Raw genomic sequence first — 18,596 nt, 5'->3', positions numbered from 1 at the left:
CGTGGGACGCGCGGCCTGTGACCGCGGTTCTCCCGCCCCCGCACCGTGCTGTCCGCGCGCTGACGGGGCGATCGTACTGCGCTACGGCCGCTCCCCCGTCCACGATGACCGCATACCCCCACGCCCGGAAGGCCGGGACGGCCACCGCCGTCCCGGCCTTCCGGGTCTCTCAGCGCAGTCCGGTGGAGCGGGTCAACGCGGCCTGGATCAGCCGGTCGACCAGCTCCGGGTAGCTCACGCCGCTCTCCTGCCACATGCGCGGGTACATGGAGATCGGGGTGAACCCCGGCAGGGTGTTGATCTCGTTGATGACGAAGGTGCCGTCCTCGGTGAGGAAGAAGTCGGCGCGCACCAGGCCTTCGCAGGAGGTGGCGTCGAAGGCGGCGACGGCGAGCCGCTGGACCTCGGCGGTCTCCTCCGGGGTGAGCGGCGCGGGCACCAGGCCGGCGGCCGAGTCGATGTACTTCGCCTCGAAGTCGTAGAACTCGTGCGCGGTGACCGGCGGGATCTCGGCGGGCACGCTGGCACGCGGGCCGTCCTCGAACTCCAGCACGCCGCACTCGATCTCGCGGCCGCGCAGCAGCGACTCCACCAGGAACTTGGGGTCGTGGCGGCGGGCCTCCTCGATCGCCGCGTCGAGGCCGGAGAGCTCGTCGACCTTGGTGATGCCCATGGAGGAGCCGCCGCGGGCGGGCTTGATGAACAGCGGCCAGCCGTGCTCACCGGCGAAGTCCACGATCCGCTTGCGTACGGCGGAGGGGTCGCGGTCCCACTCGCGGGGCCGGACGACCTCGTACGGTCCGACCGGCAGCCCGAAGGAGAGGAAGACGCGCTTCATGTACTCCTTGTCCTGGCCGACGGCGGAGGCGAGGACGCCCGCGCCGACGTAGGGCACACCGGAGAGTTCGAGCAGCCCCTGGAGGGTGCCGTCCTCCCCGTACGGGCCGTGCAGCACCGGGAAGACGACGTCGACCTCGCCGAGCGCCTTGGGCACCGAGCCGGGCTCGGTGTAGACGACCTCGCGGCTGCCCGGGTCCACGGAGAGGACGACGCTGCCCTCGGTGGACTCGGTGAGCCGGTCCACGTCGGGGACCTTGCGGTCGGTGATGGCCATGCGTTCGGGATCGTCCGCGGTGAGCGCCCAGCGGCCGTCCGTCGTGATGCCGATCGGCAGGACGTCGTACTTCGTCCGGTCGATGGCCTTCATGACGGCGCCGGCCGTGACGACCGAGATGCCGTGTTCGGAGCTGCGGCCGCCGAACACGACAGCCACACGCGGCTTGCGGCGCTGCTGCTCAGGGCTCTCGGGGCGCTCAGGGCTCTGGGGGAGGTTCTCGCTGCTCATATCGCGATGAGCGTACCTGCTGGTAAGGGAGGAGTCAGCGCCGCTCGGCCTTGGCGCTCCGCGACATCAGCTCCTTGACCGCGACGACCGGCGACTTGCCCTCGTGGACGATCGAGACGACGGTCTCCGTGATGGGCATGTCGACCCCGTGCCGACGCGCCAGGTCGAGGACCGATTCGCAGGACTTGACGCCCTCGGCGGTCTGCCTGGTGACGGCGATCGTCTCCTGGAGCGTCATGCCGCGGCCGAGGTTGGTGCCGAAGGTGTGGTTGCGCGAGAGCGGCGAGGAGCAGGTGGCCACCAGGTCGCCCAGGCCCGCGAGTCCGGAGAACGTCAGCGGGTCGGCGCCCATGGCCACGCCCAGCCGGGTGGTCTCGGCGAGACCGCGGGTGATGAGGGAGCCCTTGGTGTTGTCGCCGAGGCCCATGCCGTCGGCGATGCCGACGGCGAGACCGATGACGTTCTTCACGGCGCCGCCCAGCTCGCAGCCGACGACGTCGGTGTTGGTGTAGGGCCGGAAGTACGGGGTGTGGCAGGCGGCCTGGAGGCGCTGGGCGACGGACTCGTCGACGCAGGCGACGACGGCGGCGGCGGGGCGGCGCTCGGCGATCTCCTTGGCGAGGTTGGGTCCGGAGACGACGGCGATGCGGTCGGCGCTCACCTTGGTGACGTCCGCGATGACCTCGCTCATCAGCTCGGCGGTGCCCAGCTCGACGCCCTTCATCAGGGAGACCAGGACGGTGTCCGGCTCCAGGTGCGGGGCCCAGGCGGCGAGGTTGGCGCGCAGCGTCTGGGAGGGCACGACGAGGAAGGCGAACTCGGCGCCGCGCAGCGCCTCGGCGGCGTCGGTGGTGGCGCGGATCGAGGCGGGGAGCTCGATGCCCGGCAGGTAGTCCGGGTTGGTGTGCGTGGTGTTGACGGCCTCGGCGACCTCGGCGCGGCGTCCCCAGAGGGTGACCTCGCACCCCGCGTCGGCGAGGATCACGGCGAACGCCGTACCCCATGAGCCGGTTCCGAAGACGGCTGCTTTTACGGGGTGCGTCACGTGGATCCCTTTCCCTGCGCCCTGCGCCGTTGTTCAGCGCGGGCTTTGCGGTGATCGTAGAGCTCGGCGGGGGCCTTCTCCCCGCGGACGTCCTCCAGCTCGCGGGTGATCGCGGCCATGATGACCTCGGTCGCCTGGCGCAGGACGTCAGGCGTCGGCTCGACATCGTAGAAGCGGCTGAGGTCGACGGGCGGGCCTGCCTGGACCGTCAGCGTCTTGCGCGGGAACAGCCGGAGCTTGTTCTCCTTGGCGTACGGCGGCATCGCGAGGTTGGCGCCCCACTGGGCGACCGGGATGACGGGGGCCTTGGTCATCAGGGCGACCCGGGCGGCGCCGGTCTTGCCGGCCATCGGCCACATGTCGGGGTCGCGGGTGAGGGTGCCCTCGGGGTAGAAGGCGACGCACTCGCCGCGCTCGATGGCGTCGACGGCGGCCCGGAAGGCGTCCAGGGCGTTGGTCGTCTCGCGGTAGACGGGGATCTGGCCGGTGCCGCGCAGCATCATCCCGACGAACGGCGTACGGAAGAGGCCGGCCTTGGCCAGGAGCCGGGGCACGCGTCCGGTGTTGTACTGGAAGTGACTGTAGGAGAGCGGGTCCAGGTAGGAGTTGTGATTGACGGCGGTGATGAATCCGCCGTCGGCCGGAATGTGTTCCGTCCCCCGCCAGTCGCGCTTGAACAGAACCACCAGTGGCGGCTTGGCGATAACCGCCGCCAGGCGGTACCAGAAGCCGATTCTGCGGCGGGACACTCGGACACCTTCCTCTAAGGACGTCATCGGAACTTTCGACCTGTTGCCGGCTACCGACGGTCAAGTCTCGCCCCAGGCCCCTCCTCTGTCGAGAACACCGTACGCCTCGCCCTCGGGGCCGGGCCTCCGGGTTGTCGTACCGGCAGGCGAGAATAGGTCCTCATGGTCACGGAGGGGGAGATCGCCACGAACACCGATCCGGCGGGGCTCTGGTCCCTGGTCGTTCCGCTGAAGCCGCTCGCGCGGGCCAAGAGCCGCCTGGGGCGGGCCGCGGGCGAGCTCGCCCGGCCGCGCCTGGCTCTGGCCTTCGCCCAGGACACGGTGGCGGCGGCGCTCTCCTGTTCCCGGGTGCGGGATGTGGTGGTCGTCACGGACGATACGGCGGCCGGGGCGGCCCTTTCGGCACTCGGCGCCCGGATCGTGCCGGACGTCCCGGCGGCCGGGCTCAACGCCGCGCTGGCGTACGGGGCGCTCTCGGTGCGGGCCCTCGCGCCCGACGTCCCGGTGGCCGCTCTCAACGCGGATCTGCCGGCCCTGCGCGCCGGAGAATTGGCTCGGGTGCTTGATTTTGCCTCCGCTTTTCCCCGGGCATTTCTCCGGGACGCGGCGGGAATCGGAACGACATTTCTGTCCTGTGCCGGGGGTACGGAATTGCGCCCCGTTTTCGGTGGCCCCTCCGCCGCCCGGCATCTGGCTTCGGGCGCGGTGGAAATAACACTGCCCGGGGTCGACTCGGTGCGCCGGGACGTGGATACGGGCGAGGACCTGGCGGTGGCCGTGAGCCTCGGAGTGGGCCCGTACACGGAGAGTCTGACGGCCGCGCCGGCCCTGGCTCCGGACCGATAGGCTGCCGCCCATGCAGGCGACCTCGTACACGTACGACCCCGAGACCCGGACCGGCAGCGTGCTGCTGGACGACGGCACCCCGGTGGGGTTCGACGCCCCGGCCTTCGACGCGGGCGGTCTGCTGTTGCTGCGTCCGGGGCAGCGGGTGCGGATCGAGGGCGAGGGCGAAGGCGCCGCCCTGCGGATCACGCTGGTGACGCTGCAGACGTTCTAGACCGTACGGGGGGTGAAGTGCTCCCGGCAGGTCTCCCGGACAGCCCGCGGGCCGGGCTCCCCCGGAGGGGAGCCCGGCCCGGCGCGTTTCCTCGAAGCGAGCGGTTACCCGGTCTCACTTCTTGCGTGCGGTGGCCTTCTTGGCCGTGGTGGTGCGCGCCGTGGTCTTCTTCGCGGGCGCCTTCTTCGCCGTGGCCTTCTTGGCGGGCGCGGTCTTCTTGGCGGTCGCGGTGGCCTTCTTCGCCGGGGACGCCTTCTTCGCGGCCGGCGTGGCCTTCTTCGCCGTGGCGGTCGCCTTCTTGGCGGCGGCCTTCTTGGCGGTGGCGGTGGTCTTCTTCGCCGGTGCCACGGCCTTCGTGGCGGTGGCCTTCTTCGCCGTGGCCTTCTTGGCGGCCGACTTCTTGGCGGCGGCGGCCTTGACCGTCGTACGGGCGGCGGAAGATCCGCCCGAGAGGCTGCCCTTGGGGGCCTTCTTCACGGCCACGTCGTTCTTGGGGAGCTTCTTGGAGCCGCTCACCAGGTCCTTGAACCCCTGACCCGCGCGGAAGCGGGGCACCGAGGTCTTCTTGACCCGGACGCGCTCACCCGTCTGCGGGTTGCGGGCGTACCGGGCGGGGCGGTCGACCTTCTCGAACGAGCCGAAGCCGGTGACCGAGACACGGTCCCCGGCGACAACGGCACGGACGATCGCGTCGAGTACCGCATCGACGGCGTCTGCGGCCTGCTGGCGGCCGCCGACCTTGTCGGCAATCGCTTCTACGAGCTGCGCCTTGTTCACGTCTTCCCCTTCGGAGACATTGCCGGAACGAAAGTGTTCAGGCTTTTTCGCACGTTAGGCAGATATATACCGCAAATCAAACACGAAACGGGCTAATCACCCTAGTGCCGCAACGAAGTCGACCGATGCGCAGTTCCACGTGTCAGTCACCTTCGGGGAATCGGCCCTCATCGAGGTCCTTCATCAACCGGTCCAGACGCCTTGCCGCGTCCGGGAGATCGTGCTTCGCCGCGGCCGTGACGACCAGCAGCTTCCGGGAGAGCGCCATCCGTACGCCCTCCGGGACTTGCAGTGCACGCACCTTCGCGTGCGCTTCCTTCAATCGGTCGGCGACTTGGCCATAGAGCTTGAGTTGGCTGTCGCGTTCCATGCACCGATTGTGCCATCTGGGGCGAGTTGTCGCCCGAGGGGGGCTCAACAAGCGACTGCGCCCCCTGCCTGGAGGCAGGGGGCGCAGTCATGGAAAAGCGCTGCTCAGGCGTCAATTGTACGCGGTTTGTGGGTCGGCCTGGCCGCCTCGTAAGCCGCGATGTCCGCTTCGTTCTGAAGGGTGAGGCTGATGTCGTCGAGGCCGTTGAGCAGGCGCCAGCGGGCGTTCTCGTCCAGCTCGAAGCCGGCGGTGATGCCCTCGGCACGGACCTGGCGGGTCTCCAGGTCGACGGTGATCTCGGCGGTCGGGTCGGCCTCGGTCAGCTCCCAGAGGGCGTCGACGGTCTTCTGGTCCAGGACCACGGTCAGCAGGCCGTTCTTCAGCGAGTTGCCCCGGAAGATGTCGGCGAAGCGGGCGGAGATGACGGTCTTGAAGCCGTAGTTCTGCAGGGCCCAGACCGCGTGTTCGCGCGAGGAGCCGGTACCGAAGTCGGGGCCGGCCACCAGGACCGAGGCACCCTGGCGCTCCGGGCGGTTGAGGACGAAGTCCGGGTCCTTGCGCCAGGCTTCGAAGAGGCCGTCCTCGAACCCGTCGCGGGTGACCTTCTTCAACCAGTGGGCGGGGATGATCTGGTCGGTGTCGACGTTGCTGCGACGCAGCGGGACGGCCCGGCCGGTGTGGGTGGTGAAGGCTTCCATGGCTATGCGACTCCGGCGGGGGTACGGGTGTCGGACAGGTCGGCGGGCGAGGCCAGATGGCCCAGTACGGCGGTGGCGGCGGCGACCTGGGGCGAGACCAGGTGAGTGCGGCCGCCCTTGCCCTGCCGTCCCTCGAAGTTGCGGTTCGAGGTGGAGGCGGAGCGCTCGCCGGGGGCGAGCTGGTCGGGGTTCATACCGAGGCACATCGAGCAACCCGCGTGCCGCCATTCGGCGCCGGCCCCGGTGAAGACCTTGTCCAGGCCCTCGGAGACGGCCTGCAGCGCGACCCGGACCGAGCCCGGGACGACCAGCATCCGCACACCGTCGGCGACTTTGCGGCCCTCCAGGATGGCGGCGGCGTTGCGCAGGTCCTCGATGCGGCCGTTGGTGCACGAACCTACGAAGACGGTGTCCACACCGATCTCGCGCAGCGGCTGCCCGGCGGTCAACCCCATGTACTCCAGGGCCTTTTCGGCGGCGTGGCGCTCCGAGGCGTCCTCGTACGAAGCAGGGTCGGGGACGTGCGCGGAGAGCGGCGCGCCCTGGCCCGGGTTGGTGCCCCAGGTGACGAACGGGGCCAGCTCGGTGGCGTCGATGACGACCTCGGCGTCGAAGACCGCGTCGTCGTCCGAGCGCAGCGTCTTCCAGTACGCGACGGCGGCGTCCCACTCCTCGCCCTTGGGGGCGGCGTCGCGGCCTTCCAGGTAGGCGAAGGTGGTCTCGTCCGGGGCGATCATGCCCGCGCGGGCGCCGGCCTCGATCGACATGTTGCAGATGGTCATCCGGGCCTCCATCGAGAGCTTCTCGATGGCGGAGCCGCGGTATTCCAGGATGTAGCCCTGGCCGCCGCCGGTCCCGATCCGGGTGATGATCGCGAGGATCAGGTCCTTGGCGGTGACGTCCTCGGGCAGTTGGCCGTCGATGGTGATGGCCATGGTCCTGGGACGGGCCAGCGGCAGCGTCTGGGTGGCCAGGACGTGCTCCACCTGGCTGGTGCCGATACCGAAGGCCAGCGCGCCGAACGCCCCGTGCGTGGAGGTGTGGGAGTCGCCGCAGACCACGGTGGTGCCGGGCTGGGTCAGGCCGAGCTGCGGGCCGACCACGTGCACGACGCCCTGCTCGACATCGCCCAGCGGGTGCAGCCGGACGCCGAACTCCGCGCAGTTCTTGCGCAGGGTCTCCAACTGGGCGCGGGAGACCGGGTCGGCGATCGGCTTGTCGATGTCGAGGGTCGGGGTGTTGTGGTCCTCGGTGGCGATGGTGAGGTCGAGGCGTCGCACCGGACGTCCGGCCTGACGCAGACCGTCGAAGGCCTGCGGGCTGGTCACCTCGTGCAGCAGGTGCAGATCGATGAAGAGAAGGTCGGGCTCGCCCTCCGCGCGCCGGACGACATGGTCGTCCCAGACCTTTTCCGCGAGTGTCCTACCCATCGCTTTCCCTCCGGCCGGCGTCTTCGCCGGCCCAACTAGAGATTCGGTGCGCCGCCGTCCGGATCCCCTGCGGGGCGGTGGCCACGGGCCGTTGTGCGGCCGCCCCTACAGGTTCGCAACTTCCGCCGAAAATTGAACTTGCGTTTCACAGAGTGAGACGGGAGTATCGTCGTATGGACAACTCTAGCGGCGTCGGCGTTCTCGACAAGGCAGCTCTGGTATTGAGCGCCCTGGAGTCCGGTCCGGCCACCCTCGCCGGGCTGGTCGCGGCGACCGGGCTCGCACGGCCCACGGCCCACCGTCTGGCCGTGGCACTGGAACACCACCGGATGGTGGCGAGGGATATGCAGGGCCGGTTCATCCTCGGCCCCCGGCTGTCGGAACTGGCCGCTGCGGCGGGCGAGGACCGCCTGCTGGCCACGGCCGGACCGGTACTCACCCACCTGCGCGACATCACCGGTGAGAGCGCCCAGCTCTACCGCCGGCAGGGCGACATGCGCATCTGCGTGGCGGCGGCGGAGCGGCTGTCCGGACTCCGGGACACGGTGCCGGTCGGCTCCACGCTCACCATGAAGGCCGGCTCCTCGGCCCAGATCCTGATGGCCTGGGAGGAGCCGGAGCGCCTGCACCGCGGCCTCCAGGGGGCCAGGTTCACGGCGACGGCGCTCTCCGGCGTACGGCGGCGGGGCTGGGCCCAGTCGATCGGCGAGCGGGAGCCGGGCGTCGCCTCCGTCTCGGCCCCGGTGCGCGGACCGTCGAACCGGGTGGTCGCCGCCGTCTCGGTCTCCGGACCGATCGAGCGGCTGACCCGTCACCCGGGCCGGATGCACGCCCAGGCCGTCATCGACTCGGCGGCACGGCTGAGCGAGGCCCTGCGCCGCACGGGCTGACCCCACGCCCGTACGAACTTCTCTCCCCCTCTTCCGGAAGGCCGCCCCAGCGCCGTGGCGGCCCTTTTTCTTTCCTGCGGCCAACAGCGTTGTGACGTCGGCGACTTGGCCTGGGGTGCCGCGACCCGGGCAAGCGAAAAGGCCCCTCACCGAAGTGAAGGGCCTTCCCGTACCGCTCTGTTGTACCCCCGACCGGATTCGAACCGGCGCTACTGCCGTGAGAGGGCAGCGTGCTAGGCCGCTACACAACGGGGGCGTGGTTACTGCTGACTTGCGCTGGGCTACCAGGACTCGAACCTAGAATGACGGTACCAGAAACCGTAGTGTTGCCAATTACACCATAGCCCATGGTGTGACAAGTACCCCCGACCGGATTCGAACCGGCGCTACTGCCGTGAGAGGGCAGCGTGCTAGGCCGCTACACAACGGGGGCCCTAGCGATCCTGCATCAAGAACGTGGGTGCGACCCAGATGTTCTCGCGGGAAGGATCTGTACCCCCGACCGGATTCGAACCGGCGCTACTGCCGTGAGAGGGCAGCGTGCTAGGCCGCTACACAACGGGGGCTTGTCCTGCTGGTCTTACATGTACTGCGCTGGGCTACCAGGACTCGAACCTAGAATGACGGTACCAGAAACCGTAGTGTTGCCAATTACACCATAGCCCACTGAAATGCAACCCCTGGTGAGGGCTTCACTTCTGTCTGCGCTTCCCGGCCGGATCTTCCGTCCCGCTCGGGCGGCGCAGAAAGAACATTACCCGAAGGTGTCCGGCGCTCCAAAACGGGTTTGGCCGGACAGCAGGGCGGGGAGCTGGTCGAGCCCGGTGATCGTCACGAGATCCGGCCTCCCGCCCCTCCCCCGCCGGTCGAGCCAGATGCCGGTCAGCCCGGCGGCGACGGCCCCGCGCGCGTCGATGTCCGGCTCGTCACCGACGTACGCCACCTCGTGCGGGTCCAGGGCGAGCTCCTCGCAGGCCGCGTGGAAGGCGCCGGCCTCGGGCTTGGAGACGCCCAGCTCCACCGCGCAGACCATCGCCTCGAACCGGTCCCGGATGCCGAGCGCGGTGAGCTTGCGGTGCTGGTGGTCGGTGCTGGAGTTGGAGAGGATCGCGTGCCGGTAGTCGGGCACCAGCCGGTCCAGGACCGGGAGCACGTCCGGGAAGAGCGTCCAGGCGGCCTCGTAGTGGGACAGGTGCCCGGCGAACCAGGCGTCGGCCTCGGCGTCCTCCATGGCCCGTGAGAGGAACTCCCGCACCCGGTCCCGGCGCTGTCCGTGGAAGTCCGTCTCCCCGGCGGCGACGCGCGCCCAGTGCCGGACGGTGATCGCCTTCCAGGCGTCGAGGGCCTCGTCGACCGACGCGTACGCCTCGGGCAGGCCCTCGCCCTCCAGGTGGAGCCGCATCCCGGTGCGGTCGGCGCCCGCGTAGTCGAAGATCGTGTCGTCGATGTCCCAGAGCACGGCGCGGATCGGCATGTACGTCACGTTAGCCGTCTGCGGGCGCCCGCGCCGGGGCAAAGGCCTAGGAGGGCCGCAGCCGGTCGGCTGCGGCCCTCCTAGGAGGTGACTTGACTACTTACGCCACTGACGCGGTCAGCTTGGCCAGCGCCGCGTCGATGCGGGCCAGGCTCTTCTCCCGGCCCAGGATCTCCAGGGACTCGAAGAGCGGCAGGCCGACCGTGCGGCCGGTCACGGCGACGCGGACCGGGGCCTGGGCCTTGCCGAGCTTGAGGCCGTGGGCCTCGCCGGCGGTGAGGACGGCGTTCTTGAGCGACTCCGGGTCGCTCCAGACCGCCGCATCCAGGTTGGTGCGGGCCGTGGTCAGGAGCGCGACCGGGTCGCCCTTCATCGCCTTGGTCCAGGACGCCTCGTCCTCCACCGGCTCGTCGAGGAAGAGGAAGTCGACGTTGTCGGTGATGTCGGAGAGCACCGTGACCCGGGTCTGGGCGTACGGCGCGATCCGCGTCCACTTCTCCGCGTCGAAGGCCTCCGGGGCCCAGGGCGCGAACGGGGCCTTCAGCCAGGGGCCGCAGGCCTCGGTGAAGTCCTTCACGTCCAGCATGCGGATGTGCTCGGCGTTGATGTGCTCGGCCTTCTTGAGGTCGAAGCGGGCCGGGTTGGCGTTGACGTCCTTGATGTCGAACGCCGCGATCAGCTCGTCCACCGAGAAGATGTCGCGGTCCTCGGCGATCGACCAGCCGAGCAGGGAGAGGTAGTTCAGCAGGCCCTCGGGGAGGAAGCCGCGCTCCCGGTAGAGGTTGAGGGAGGCCTGCGGGTCGCGCTTGGAGAGCTTCTTGTTGCCCTCGCCCATGACGTACGGCAGGTGGCCGAAGGCGGGGGTGTCCTTGGCGATGCCCAGCTCGATGAGCGCCCGGTACAGGGCGATCTGGCGCGGGGTGGAGGAGAGCAGGTCCTCGCCGCGCAGGACGTGGGTGATCTCCATCAGGGCGTCGTCGACCGGGTTGACCAGCGTGTAGAGGGGGGCGCCGTTGGCGCGGACGATGCCGTAGTCCGGGACGTTCTCCGGCTGGACGGTGATGTCGCCGCGGACCAGGTCGGTGAAGGTGATGGCCTCGTCGGGCATCCGGAAGCGGACGATCGAGGTGCGGCCCTCGGCCTCGTACGCCGCCTTCTGCTCGGCGGTGAGGTCGCGGCAGTGGCCGTCGTAGCCGGAGGGCTTGCCTGCGGCGCGGGCGGCGTCGCGGCGGGTGTCCAGCTCCTCGGTGGTGCAGTAGCAGGGGTACGCGTATCCGGCGGCGAGCAGCTTCTCGGCGACGTCCTTGTACAGGTCCATCCGCTGCGACTGGCGGTAGGGGGCGTGCGGGCCGCCGATCTCGGGGCCCTCGTCCCAGTCCAGGCCGAGCCAGCGCATCGAGTCGAGCAACTGCTGGTACGACTCCTCGGAGTCGCGCGCGGCGTCGGTGTCCTCGATCCGGAAGACCAGGGTGCCCTGGTGGTGCCGGGCGAAGGCCCAGTTGAACAGGGCCGTGCGGACCAGGCCCACGTGCGGGTTGCCGGTCGGGGAGGGACAGAAACGGACGCGTACAGATGCGTTAGCCACGCTTGATCACCTTGTTGGTGAGAGTGCCGATGCCTTCGATGGTGACGGCGACCTCGTCGCCGACGTGCAGGGGTCCGACCCCTGCGGGGGTGCCCGTGAGGATGACGTCGCCCGGGAGGAGGGTCATGGCCTCCGTGATGTGGACGATCAGGTCCTCGATCGAGCGGACCATGTCGCTCGTGCGGCCGAGCTGCCGCTGCTCGCCGTTGACCGTCGCCTGGATGGTGAGGTCGTGGGGGTCCACGTCGGTCTCCACCCAGGGGCCCAGCGGGCAGGAGGTGTCGAAGCCCTTGGCGCGGGCCCACTGCTTCTCGCGTGCCTGCACGTCGCGGGCGGTGACGTCGTTGGCGCAGGTGTAGCCGAGGATGACGTCCTTCACGCGCTCGCGGGGGACCTCGCGGCACATGCGGCCGATGACCACGGCCAGCTCGGCCTCGTGGTGGAGGTCGCTGGAGAAGGAGGGGTACTCGATCGCGTCGCCGGAGCCGATCACCGAGGTGGTGGGCTTGAAGAAGGTGATCGGCGCGTCGGGGACCTCGTGGCCGAGCTCGGCGGCGTGCTCCGCGTAGTTGCGGCCGATCGCCACGACCTTGTTGGGGAGCACGGGGGGCAGCAGCCGGACCTTGTTCAGCGGGACCTTGGTGCCCGAGAGCTCGAAGTCGGCGTACGGGATGCCCTTGATGATGTCGAGGACGAGGTCACCGGATTCCACGGTGCCCTGTCCCTCGACGGCGCCGAAGGCGACATTGCCGTCGATGGAGAACCTGGCGATGCGCACGGGATGCTGTCGCCCCTCACTTGCTGGCTGGCTGAAGACTGACGCTCCAGGCTAACGCGGTGAGGGGGCACAGCCTCGCCCATCGCGGGGGCGCTACAGAGCGGCCGCGACCGGGGCTTCCATGAGGATGGTGCGGCGGGGGTTGGCCGTGACGGTCGGCAGGTCGGCGGCGTGCTCCGGCAGGAAGGGCGTCTGCAGCGCCTCGGCGTCCTTGAGGTGCGCCAGCGTGGTGCGCCGGGGGTTGGCAATGTTGCGGATCGTCGTCGTCTTCATCTGCCGTCAGGACCTTGTCGGTAGGGGCGCCGCCTCGGCGGTGCCTGCTTGTCGGATGCGCCATCCCTGTAAAGCGTCAGGCTAAACATCCGATTCCCCGCCGGAGCCGGGATGAGGCGACGATCATCATGTGAGTTTGCTCACGAAGTAAGAGGCAATTGGCCCATTACGGACAGGGAATCGGGGTTCCGAAAACGGACATTACCTTCCTGAATCCATCATTCCGCTCCTGATCATCGCGACTGGGACACCCCCCACCCCTCAGCGACTCATCCCCGATAGTCCGTTTTACCCACGAACAGTCTGCACTGCTTGTTACTCGTTCATCACAACGTGTCACCCAGGTCACAGCCCGGTACACGGCCCTTGTTGGAGATCCTGCACTGTGCTGGAATTCCACGCACCGCCGCGGGTTTCAGACCGGCGCACCGGGGCGCAACGCAGCGCCGAGCGGCGGCGGGAGGGGGAAGTACGCCGGTCACTCAACGACCACCATGGGGCGCGTCCAGCGCCCCACGACGCCGACACCGTTCTGTCCTTATCCGGACGGAACGCCTGGTCCAGAGGTTGCGACGCTAGTGCAGGGACGTTTCAAGAGGGATGGCAGCGCTCCGGCGGAACAGGAGCCGCGCGGCGGGACCGACCGCGGTTCCTCGCCCCAGCACGCCCAGAACCCCGGGCCGGCCGCTGCCGGCGACAACAGCGACCGTGCCCAGCGCCCGGGCTCCGCACCGAGCGGTGGAGCCGAGCCGAGCACGCCTCCCGCTTCCCGCGGTCCGGTCGACACGGGGTCGCGAATAGCGCTCCGTAACTGGCGCATCAGTACGCGACTGGTCTCCCTCCTCGCCCTCCCCGTGGTCGCAGCGACCAGCCTGGGCGGTCTGCGGATCAACGAGTCCATGACGGACATGCAGCAGCTGGAACACATGCAGTTGCTCACCCAGATGACCAAGCAGGCGACCTCGCTCGCGCAGGCCCTCCAGGTGGAACGCGACCAGTCCGCCGGTCCGCTCTCCAACGGCTCCAAGGCGACCGACTACAAGGTCTCCCAGCCCCGGGAGAAGACCGACCGGGCCAAGGACTCGTTCCTGGACGCGACCAACGAGATCGGCGACTTCGAGAACGACGACGCGCTGGAGAGCATCCACGCGAGCGTCGCCCAGATCGCCTCCCAGCTCGGCGACATCCGGTCGATCCGCAAGTCGGCGTACGAGGAAGGCGCGCCGTCCCTCAACACCATCGACCAGTACAGCCAGCTGATCACCTCGCTGCTCAGCCTGTCCCAGGACATGGCCCAGGCGACCAGCAACCCGGACATGATCAAGCGCACCCGTGCGCTGGCGGCGTTCTCCTCCGCCAAGGAGTACGCCTCGATCCAGCGCGCGGTCATCGCGGCGGCGCTGCCCGGCGGCTCGGTCAAGGAACCGCACCTCAACGAGAACGACAAGCAGTTCGGCTCCAACGCCCTCGACAAGGAAACCCGCGCGATCAGCTCGTTCAAGTCGATCTACGGGTCGACAGGCGAGAGCGCGGTGGACCTGATGGCTCCGCTGGACAACGGGAACAACCCCGAGATCAACGCGGCGAACATGTACGCCAAGCACATCCTCGACACCCCGAACGGGATCGACGGGGCGAAGGTGCGCTCGTACATGGACTGGTACGACCAGTCGTCCACCAAGATCGACGCGATGAAGACGATCGAGACCACCCTCCTCAGCGACATGGAGGCCAAGGCGCGCGAGCTGCGCGAGGCCTCCCAGCGTGAGGCGATCATCAACGGTGCGGTCATCCTCCTCGTCCTCGGTGTCTCGCTGGTCGGCGCCTTCGTGGTGGCCCGGTCCATGATCCGCTCGCTGCGGCGCCTCCAGGACACCGCCACCCGGGTCGCCCAGGACCGGCTGCCCGAGCTCGTCAAGCAGCTCTCCGAGACCGACCCGCAGGACGTCGACACCTCCGTCGAGTCGGTCGGTGTCCACTCCCGGGACGAGATCGGCCAGGTGGCCGCGGCCTTCGACGACGTGCACCGCGAGGCCGTCCGCCTCGCCGCCGAGCAGGCCCTCCTGCGAGGCAACGTCAACGCGATGTTCACCAACCTCTCGCGCCGTTCGCAGGGCCTCATCCAGCGCCAGCTCTCGCTCATCTCCGAGCTGGAGTCGCGCGAGGCCGACCCGGACCAGCTCTCCTCGCTCTTCAAGCTCGACCACCTCGCGACCCGTATGCGCCGTAACGGTGAGAACCTCCTCGTCCTCGCGGGTGAGGAGCCGGGCCGCCGGTGGACCCGCCCCGTCCCGCTGGTCGACGTGCTCCGTGCCGCCGCCTCCGAGGTGGAGCAGTACGAGCGCATCGAGCTCTCCGCGGTGCCCGCCACTGAGGTCGCCGGCCGCGTCGTCAACGACCTCGTGCACCTCCTCGCCGAGCTGCTGGAGAACGCCACGTCGTTCTCCTCGCCGCAGACGAAGGTCCGGGTCACCGGTCACGCACTGCCCGACGGCCGGGTGCTCGTCGAGATCCACGACACCGGTATCGGCCTCTCGCCCGAGGACCTCGCCGCGATCAACGAGCGGCTGGCGCAGCCGCCCACCGTGGACGTCTCGGTCTCCCGCCGCATGGGTCTGTTCGTGGTCGGCCGGCTGTCGCTGCGTCACGGCATCCGGATCCAGCTCCGCCCCTCCGACTCCGGCGGCACGACCGCGCTGGTCATGCTGCCCGTCGATGTCGCCCACGGCGGCAAGCAGCCCCCGTCCAAGCAGGGCTCCGGCCAGCAGAACGGCTCCGCCCCCGGCGGCCTGCTCGCCGGCAACGGCAACGGTGCGGGCTCCGGCCAGCGTCCCGGGATCGGCGGCGGTCCGGGCGGACCGGGTGCCAAGAGCCTCGGCTCGGGCCCCGGCGCCCAGCGCGGCCAGGTCGGTGCGGGCTCCGGTCCGCGCGCCGCCCTCCCCGCGCGGGACAATGGCCCCGGCGGCCGCCCGCAGGGCCAGGGCCAGGGCAACGGGCCCCAGGGCAACGGCCAGCAGAGCCCCGGCAACCCGAACCAGCCCTTCCCGGGCCAGGAGCCGCAGCGCCAGGGCGGTGGCGGCCTCTCCGGCGCCTTCGGCAACGGCGCCCGGCTCGGCGCGCGCGGTCAGGGCGACGCTCCCGGACGTACGGAGCCGGGTCAGCCCAACCTGTTCGGTCACGGCGCTCCGGCCGCCCCCGGCCAGAACGGCCGCTCCAACGCGTTCGCCCCGCAGAACCAGCAGAATCAGCCGGGCCAGCAGGGCCCGGGCCAGCCCGGACAGCACCAGGGTCAGCAGGGCCGACCCCAGCCGCAGCCCCAGCAGGCCCGCCACGAGCAGAACGGCCCCGGCGGCCCAGGCGGCTTCCAGCAGCCTGGCGGCCCCGGCCGTCAGCTCCCGCCGACCGGCGGTCCCCGGGCCGAGCTGCCCGGCGGCAGCCCGCAGCAGCGCCCCCAGGCCGCCAACTGGGGCGCCGACGCCCCGCGCGGCCACGAGGAGCACGACGCGACCGGGCAGTTCGCCCGGCCGACGGGCCCCGGCCAGGACCAGGCGTTCGCTCCGCTGAACCAGGACCCGGGCGCGACCTCGCAGTTCGCCCGGCCGGACTTCAACGCGCCGCTCCAGCAGAACCAGCACCAGGCCTACGGCCAGCAGGCCCAGGACCCGGCGGCCACCGCGCAGTTCGCGCGGCCCGACTTCAACGCGCCGCTCCAGCAGAACCAGCACCAGGGCCTGCCCGCGCCGCGTCAGCGCGGCCCGGAGGGCAACGGCTTCGGCGCCCCGCGTCCGTCGGCGTCCCCGGCGGGCGAGCCCCCGTACCGTCCGGCGCTCCCCCAGCAGCCGGAGGCCCTGCCGCCGGCCGGTCCCGGGGACGGGCGTACGCCGCTGTACGACACCCTGGAGACCAACTGGTTCCACGGCCCGGGCCAGGGCGGCCAGCAGGGCGCCGAGCCGCAGGCGCCGGCCGCTCCCGAGCCCACCGGCGTACCCGTTCCGTCCATGCCGCAGCGTGGTGCGGCCGAGGCTCCGGTGACCAGCTCGTGGCGGGCCTCGCCCAACGACGAACTCGTACGCCAGGCCGAGCGGGTCAAGAAGCCGGCCGCCGGCGGGGTCACCACTTCCGGGCTGCCTCGCCGGGTTCCCCGCGCCAATTTGGTTCCGGGGACCGCTCAGCAGCAGAATCACCAGTCCGGACCTCAGGTTTCGCGTGCGCCCGATGACGTACGCGGTCGTCTGACCAATCTCCGCCGGGGCATCCAGCAGGGACGGCAGGCCAACAACGGCCCGTCGACCGGCAGTATCCATCTCGGCCCCACTCACCAGCAGGAGCGTTAGTTGAGCCCCATGAGTCAGGCCGCGCAGAATCTGAACTGGCTGATCACCAACTTCGTGGACAACACCCCAGGGGTGTCGCACACGGTGGTGGTCTCCGCGGATGGCCTGCTGCTGGCGATGTCCGAAGGTTTCCCGCGCGACCGCGCCGACCAGCTCGCGGCCGTGGCCTCCGGGCTGACGTCGCTGACCGCCGGCGCCTCGCGGATCTTCGAGGGCGGCGCCGTCAGCCAGACCGTCGTGGAGATGGAGCGGGGATTCCTCTTCCTCATGTCCATCTCCGACGGGTCCTCACTCGCCGTTCTCGCCCACCCGGACGCCGACATCGGTCTGGTCGGTTACGAGATGGCCCTCCTGGTCGACCGTGCGGGCACCGTCCTCACGCCCGACCTCCGCGCCGAACTCCAGGGCAGTCTGCTCCACTAGGCGGCCGTCCTGCGGATTCACGACACGATCCCCCCAGGTAATGCCCACAACCCTCACCCGCCAGGCCGCCTTAGTCCCCTCACCGGCCCCTTGCAGACGGCAAGCCGAGAACCTGCTGTCACGCCCGGAGGATTCATGACCCCGCCACCCGCCTCACCCGATCCGTACGGCGCACTGCACCACGCGTCGTACGACGAGGGAGGCGACCAGCCGCTGGTTCGTCCTTACGCCATGACCGGTGGCCGGACCCGGCCGCGTTACCAGCTCGCGATAGAGGCACTGGTCAGCACGACCGCGGACCCGGCGCATCTGGGGACGCTGCTCCCCGAGCACCAGCGGATCTGCCACCTGTGCCGTGAGGTCAAGTCGGTGGCCGAGGTCTCCGCGCTGCTGTCGATGCCGCTCGGCGTCGCCCGCATCCTCGTAGCGGACCTGGCGGAAGCCGGCATGGTGGCCATCCACCAGCCGGGCAACGGAGAGGCCGGCGGCGCGCCGGATGTGACACTGCTCGAAAGGGTGCTCAGTGGACTTCGCAAGCTCTAGCGGCGGTACGGCCCGCTCCACTACCTCCGCGAAGATCGTGGTGGCGGGCGGTTTCGGCGTGGGCAAGACCACGTTCGTCGGTGCGGTGTCGGAGATCAACCCGCTGCGTACCGAGGCCGTGATGACGTCCGCGTCCGCGGGCATCGACGACCTGACCCACACCGGGGACAAGACGACGACCACCGTCGCCATGGACTTCGGCCGCATCACGCTCGACCAGGACCTGATCCTGTACCTGTTCGGTACGCCGGGCCAGGACCGTTTCTGGTTCATGTGGGACGACCTGGTCCGCGGCGCCATCGGCGCCGTCGTCCTCGTCGACACCCGCCGCCTCGCCGACTGCTTCCCCGCAGTCGACTACTTCGAGAACAGCGGCCTCCCCTTCGTCATCGCCCTCAACGGCTTCGACGGACACCAGCCCTACACCCCCGACGAGGTCCGCGAAGCGCTCCAGATCGGGCCGGACGCGCCCATCATCACGACGGACGCGCGGCACCGTGCGGATGCCAAGAGCGGCCTGATCACGCTGGTCGAGCACGCGCTGATGGCACGTCTCAAGTAGTCCTGACAAGTAGGCGTAAGTCGTTTTCGGCATACGGAAGTTGTTGTAGTCACGCGGGGGCGGCCTGTGTCGTTTGACACGGTCCGCCCCCGCGTTCATAACATTTCGACAGAGAATTGGCTCCGCGCCACCACCCGACGCATCCATCCGGTGCCACTGCGCTCACATGAGCCCCGCCTTTTGACGGGGCTCGCTCTTTATGCCCGTTTTATCTGAGGCGTGGGCCACTCGGAATGATCGATTCCGAGTGTTTGGAGGGG

18 protein-coding genes and 5 tRNA genes are annotated in these 18,596 nt (G+C 69.9%); 7 read left to right on the top strand and 16 right to left on the bottom strand.

Annotated elements, in window-relative coordinates; genetic code table 11:
* Positions 1 to 169: 169 nt before the first annotated feature.
* From ACFWRT_RS14935 to ACFWRT_RS14925, 3 genes are read right to left on the bottom strand one after another with little or no spacing between them, the layout of a single operon-like run.
* Positions 170 to 1,345 carry a D-alanine--D-alanine ligase family protein gene (locus ACFWRT_RS14935; RefSeq protein ID WP_380955417.1) on the bottom strand — a complete coding sequence of 392 codons (1,176 nt, stop codon included), beginning with the start codon at positions 1,343 to 1,345 and terminating at the stop codon, positions 170 to 172.
* A gap of 34 nt (positions 1,346 to 1,379) precedes the next feature.
* Entirely contained in the window at positions 1,380 to 2,390 is a 1,011-nt protein-coding gene (locus ACFWRT_RS14930; RefSeq protein WP_380955419.1) for an NAD(P)H-dependent glycerol-3-phosphate dehydrogenase, read from the bottom strand.
* Positions 2,387 to 3,139, bottom strand: coding sequence for a lysophospholipid acyltransferase family protein (locus ACFWRT_RS14925; RefSeq protein WP_380955421.1), 753 nt, complete (start codon positions 3,137 to 3,139; stop codon positions 2,387 to 2,389). The genes ACFWRT_RS14930 and ACFWRT_RS14925 overlap by 4 nt, the downstream gene beginning before the upstream one ends.
* Positions 3,140 to 3,301: 162 nt before the next feature.
* Here ACFWRT_RS14925 and cofC point away from each other — a divergent pair, with 162 nt between their 5' ends.
* Together cofC and ACFWRT_RS14915 are read left to right on the top strand one after the other, a co-directional pair.
* Positions 3,302 to 3,985, top strand: a complete 684-nt coding sequence (gene cofC / locus ACFWRT_RS14920; protein ID WP_380955423.1) for a 2-phospho-L-lactate guanylyltransferase — start codon at positions 3,302 to 3,304, stop codon at positions 3,983 to 3,985.
* A gap of 10 nt (positions 3,986 to 3,995) precedes the next feature.
* Complete coding sequence (locus ACFWRT_RS14915) at positions 3,996 to 4,199, top strand: hypothetical protein (protein ID WP_366387681.1); 204 nt, start codon at positions 3,996 to 3,998, stop codon at positions 4,197 to 4,199.
* Positions 4,200 to 4,313: 114 nt separating this feature from the next.
* Here ACFWRT_RS14915 and ACFWRT_RS14910 read toward each other — a convergent pair whose 3' ends face one another.
* The 4 genes from ACFWRT_RS14910 to leuC form a co-directional block, all read right to left on the bottom strand.
* Positions 4,314 to 4,976, bottom strand: coding sequence for an HU family DNA-binding protein (locus ACFWRT_RS14910; protein ID WP_380955425.1), 663 nt, complete (start codon positions 4,974 to 4,976; stop codon positions 4,314 to 4,316).
* A gap of 142 nt (positions 4,977 to 5,118) precedes the next feature.
* Positions 5,119 to 5,346, bottom strand: coding sequence for an SCO5555 family protein (locus ACFWRT_RS14905; protein WP_030569672.1), 228 nt, complete (start codon positions 5,344 to 5,346; stop codon positions 5,119 to 5,121).
* 104 nt (positions 5,347 to 5,450) lie between these two features.
* Complete coding sequence (leuD, locus tag ACFWRT_RS14900; RefSeq protein ID WP_380955426.1) at positions 5,451 to 6,044, bottom strand: 3-isopropylmalate dehydratase small subunit; 594 nt, start codon at positions 6,042 to 6,044, stop codon at positions 5,451 to 5,453.
* A 2-nt stretch (positions 6,045 to 6,046) separates the two neighbouring features.
* Complete coding sequence (gene leuC, locus ACFWRT_RS14895; protein WP_380955428.1) at positions 6,047 to 7,474, bottom strand: 3-isopropylmalate dehydratase large subunit; 1,428 nt, start codon at positions 7,472 to 7,474, stop codon at positions 6,047 to 6,049.
* A 173-nt stretch (positions 7,475 to 7,647) separates the two neighbouring features.
* Between leuC and ndgR the strand changes: the two genes are divergently transcribed.
* Positions 7,648 to 8,364, top strand: a complete 717-nt coding sequence (gene ndgR, locus ACFWRT_RS14890) for an IclR family transcriptional regulator NdgR (protein WP_003966003.1) — start codon at positions 7,648 to 7,650, stop codon at positions 8,362 to 8,364.
* Positions 8,365 to 8,547: 183 nt separating this feature from the next.
* On the opposite strand, the gene ACFWRT_RS14885 is transcribed toward ndgR, so the two are convergent.
* The 9 genes from ACFWRT_RS14885 to ACFWRT_RS14845 all read right to left on the bottom strand — a co-directional run bounded on the left by ACFWRT_RS14885 (position 8,548) and on the right by ACFWRT_RS14845 (position 12,474).
* Positions 8,548 to 8,620: transfer RNA gene (locus ACFWRT_RS14885), tRNA-Glu, on the bottom strand.
* Positions 8,621 to 8,640: 20 nt separating this feature from the next.
* Positions 8,641 to 8,712: transfer RNA gene (locus ACFWRT_RS14880), tRNA-Gln, on the bottom strand.
* Positions 8,713 to 8,724: 12 nt separating this feature from the next.
* Positions 8,725 to 8,797 (bottom strand) — tRNA-Glu (locus ACFWRT_RS14875).
* A gap of 60 nt (positions 8,798 to 8,857) precedes the next feature.
* Positions 8,858 to 8,930 (bottom strand) — tRNA-Glu (locus ACFWRT_RS14870).
* Between the two features lie 28 nt (positions 8,931 to 8,958).
* Positions 8,959 to 9,030, bottom strand: a tRNA-Gln gene (locus ACFWRT_RS14865).
* 88 nt (positions 9,031 to 9,118) lie between these two features.
* Positions 9,119 to 9,838 carry an HAD family hydrolase gene (locus ACFWRT_RS14860; protein ID WP_380950866.1) on the bottom strand — a complete coding sequence of 240 codons (720 nt, stop codon included), beginning with the start codon at positions 9,836 to 9,838 and terminating at the stop codon, positions 9,119 to 9,121.
* 100 nt (positions 9,839 to 9,938) lie between these two features.
* Positions 9,939 to 11,423: a glutamate--tRNA ligase gene (gltX, locus tag ACFWRT_RS14855; protein ID WP_380950867.1), complete on the bottom strand. Its 1,485-nt coding sequence runs from the start codon at positions 11,421 to 11,423 to the stop codon at positions 9,939 to 9,941.
* The gene (locus ACFWRT_RS14850; RefSeq protein WP_380950868.1) at positions 11,416 to 12,201 is read right to left on the bottom strand and encodes a fumarylacetoacetate hydrolase family protein; all 786 of its coding nucleotides are present in this window, start codon (positions 12,199 to 12,201) and stop codon (positions 11,416 to 11,418) included. The genes gltX and ACFWRT_RS14850 overlap by 8 nt, the downstream gene beginning before the upstream one ends.
* A gap of 93 nt (positions 12,202 to 12,294) precedes the next feature.
* Entirely contained in the window at positions 12,295 to 12,474 is a 180-nt protein-coding gene (locus tag ACFWRT_RS14845; protein ID WP_380950869.1) for a hypothetical protein, read from the bottom strand.
* 578 nt (positions 12,475 to 13,052) lie between these two features.
* On the opposite strand from ACFWRT_RS14845, the gene ACFWRT_RS14840 reads away from it, so the two are divergent.
* The 4 genes from ACFWRT_RS14840 to ACFWRT_RS14825 all read left to right on the top strand — a co-directional run bounded on the left by ACFWRT_RS14840 (position 13,053) and on the right by ACFWRT_RS14825 (position 18,336).
* The gene (locus ACFWRT_RS14840) at positions 13,053 to 16,808 is read left to right on the top strand and encodes a sensor histidine kinase (protein WP_380950870.1); all 3,756 of its coding nucleotides are present in this window, start codon (positions 13,053 to 13,055) and stop codon (positions 16,806 to 16,808) included.
* 9 nt (positions 16,809 to 16,817) lie between these two features.
* Positions 16,818 to 17,231 (top strand): roadblock/LC7 domain-containing protein, encoded by a 414-nt coding sequence (locus ACFWRT_RS14835; RefSeq protein WP_006127850.1) that lies wholly within the window; start codon positions 16,818 to 16,820, stop codon positions 17,229 to 17,231.
* 135 nt (positions 17,232 to 17,366) lie between these two features.
* Positions 17,367 to 17,774 (top strand): DUF742 domain-containing protein, encoded by a 408-nt coding sequence (locus tag ACFWRT_RS14830; RefSeq protein WP_015611637.1) that lies wholly within the window; start codon positions 17,367 to 17,369, stop codon positions 17,772 to 17,774.
* Entirely contained in the window at positions 17,755 to 18,336 is a 582-nt protein-coding gene (locus ACFWRT_RS14825) for a GTP-binding protein (RefSeq protein ID WP_014153856.1), read from the top strand. The genes ACFWRT_RS14830 and ACFWRT_RS14825 overlap by 20 nt, the downstream gene beginning before the upstream one ends.
* Positions 18,337 to 18,596: the final 260 nt, after the last annotated feature.

Origin of the sequence: Streptomyces cyaneofuscatus (assembly GCF_042718795.1) — a bacterium.
GTDB classification, from domain to species: domain Bacteria; phylum Actinomycetota; class Actinomycetes; order Streptomycetales; family Streptomycetaceae; genus Streptomyces; species Streptomyces cyaneofuscatus_A.
The sequence above is the reverse complement of the archived record's forward strand: the minus strand, read 5'-3'. Positions and strand labels throughout refer to the sequence as shown.